Raw genomic sequence first — 1,787 nt, forward strand, 5'->3', positions numbered from 1 at the left:
CAGGCCGCTTTTGCGGGTGGCGAAAGTTCAGCGCTTTTCTTATTGTGAATGATGGAAATTATGAGTCCGGGTTGCCCGTCCTGAATGTCGATCTTGGCTCCCAACTGATCGGCGAGAGCTTCGACAATACTTGTTCCAAGTCCTGATTTCGCGTCACCCAATGTATCGACTGTGCCGATGCCGTCGTCGCTGACGGACAGATTCCAGTCCGAATCCTCGGAATGATAATCGACTTCGATCTTGCCCTGCCGGTCTCCTGGGAAAGCGTGCTTGAGGGCATTGATGACGAGTTCTGTGACGATCAGGCCAAGGCTCACGGAAATATCCGCACTCACCCGGCTTTCATCGACGGTGACACCCAGCGACAGTCTTTTATGATCGTGGATCATCGAAGCGCCAAGGCTCTGGCAAAGTTGGGTAAAGTAGCTGCGCAATTCCACCTCCCCAATCCGCGAGGCCGTGAGCTGTTGCTGAACGGTCGCAATCGACATGACACGGTTGTGGGCGTCGGTCAGATGGCCGCGTGTTTCCTCGGATTGCACCTGACGCGCGCTTTGCATCAGGACACTCGCGATGATCTGGAGGCTGTTGGCGACGCGATGCTGGATCTCTTGCAGCAATATGGCTTTTTCGCGCAGCAGATCGTCTTTGAGCTTCTCACTGATCCGTGCCTCCGTGACATCGGTGATGGTCAGCAGAAGGAGGGTTTGATCGGCACTGCCATAATCGAGCTTGCGGGCATTCAACACGAGGCGGCGCGGGGTGCCCGATCCGAAATCCATCTCATAGGCCTCGATCCTCGCATAACCGCCAAGGGTCGCATTCATGAGCGATCGAAGCTGCGGCACGTCCCATTCGCCTGCCCCCAACTCAAAAAGGCTGTGTCCGGCGACCTTTTCAGGCTTCAAAGGAAAGGCGAGATAGAATGACTCGCTGGCACCGATGACGCCCATGTCGCCATTCAACAGAAGGGCAGGTGCGTTGGAACAGGCAAGAAGAGCCAAGCCTAAATTCTGCGTCAGGTCGGGATGGTGGTCGGTCGTCATATCATTCCCATTGCGCCTGACCGGCAAGCTTGCGGAGGTGAAAGCTGATCCGGGGAGTGGCGCTTCTTCAGGAAACGCTTGTCGACTTGCGCCACTCCTATCATGAATTCGCAACAAGCGTTGAGTATTTTTGAAATCGCTTCCCCTCATCCGTTGCGGCTTAACATGTCGCGCTACCCTCCGGCTGGCAGGAGGGATTGGGGATGGAGGTCCGCAACGCCCACGCTGCGGACCTCCCCCCTTCCAATGTAGGATTTCCTCTGCTTTATCCTGGCCGATGAAGCAGCATGACCCCACCCCTTCGTCCGCGACCGTCCAGCCCGATCGCGCCCATTGGACCCCGGCCCGGCAGCGCCTCTTTCTCGCGGCGCTGCTTGAAACCGGTAATGTCTCCCGCGCGGCGCGAGCGGCGGGCATGTCGCGGTCGAGCGCGCATCGCCTCCGCGCGCGGCTGGCCGGGACCGTTTTCGAACGCACATGGGACAAGGCCCTGGCCCTGCACGCCGATCGCATGGCCGATCCCTTCGCCACTGGCGCCGTTCCCGACACCCCGCACAAAGCGCGCTGATGCCTGTCGCGTCCCTGGCGCGCCAATGGGGCGCCCCTGTCGCGCTGGTGTCGCGCCGCCAGTACGTACCCGTGACTGCCCTGCCGCTTCCCTGTCCCAATTTCTGCGAATCGGCCCGACCACCCCCGACGACGGTGTGAACTTCGCCCTGTCGCGTCCCTACGTCCCCGCCG

General features: G+C 59.9%; 3 protein-coding genes. 2 read left to right on the forward strand and 1 reads right to left on the reverse strand.

Annotated elements, in window-relative coordinates; all coding sequences use genetic code 11:
• Positions 1-1,046 (reverse strand): sensor histidine kinase (locus OVY48_RS07380; protein WP_313922345.1); only part of this gene is annotated, 1,046 nt, incomplete at its 3' end.
• A 277-nt stretch (positions 1,047-1,323) separates the two neighbouring features.
• On the opposite strand from OVY48_RS07380, the gene OVY48_RS07385 reads away from it, so the two are divergent.
• Together OVY48_RS07385 and OVY48_RS07390 are read left to right on the forward strand one after the other, a co-directional pair.
• A complete protein-coding gene (locus tag OVY48_RS07385; protein ID WP_313922346.1) occupies positions 1,324-1,614 on the forward strand; it encodes a LysR family transcriptional regulator in 291 nt (96 codons plus the stop codon).
• Positions 1,614-1,754, forward strand: coding sequence for a hypothetical protein (locus tag OVY48_RS07390; protein WP_313922347.1), 141 nt, complete (start codon positions 1,614-1,616; stop codon positions 1,752-1,754). The genes OVY48_RS07385 and OVY48_RS07390 overlap by 1 nt, the downstream gene beginning before the upstream one ends.
• The last annotated feature ends 33 nt before the right edge of the window (positions 1,755-1,787 follow it).

It is taken from the genome of Sphingobium sp. SA2 (genome assembly GCF_032227065.1).
GTDB lineage: Bacteria > Pseudomonadota > Alphaproteobacteria > Sphingomonadales > Sphingomonadaceae > Sphingobium.

Excerpts from the sequence above, each read along its gene's own strand:
- OVY48_RS07385 (WP_313922346.1), top strand. The coding sequence starts at position 1,324 with ATGAAGCAGCATGACCCCACCCCTTCGTCCGCGACCGTCCAGCCCGAT.
- OVY48_RS07390 (WP_313922347.1), top strand. The coding sequence starts at position 1,614 with ATGCCTGTCGCGTCCCTGGCGCGCCAATGGGGCGCCCCTGTCGCGCTG.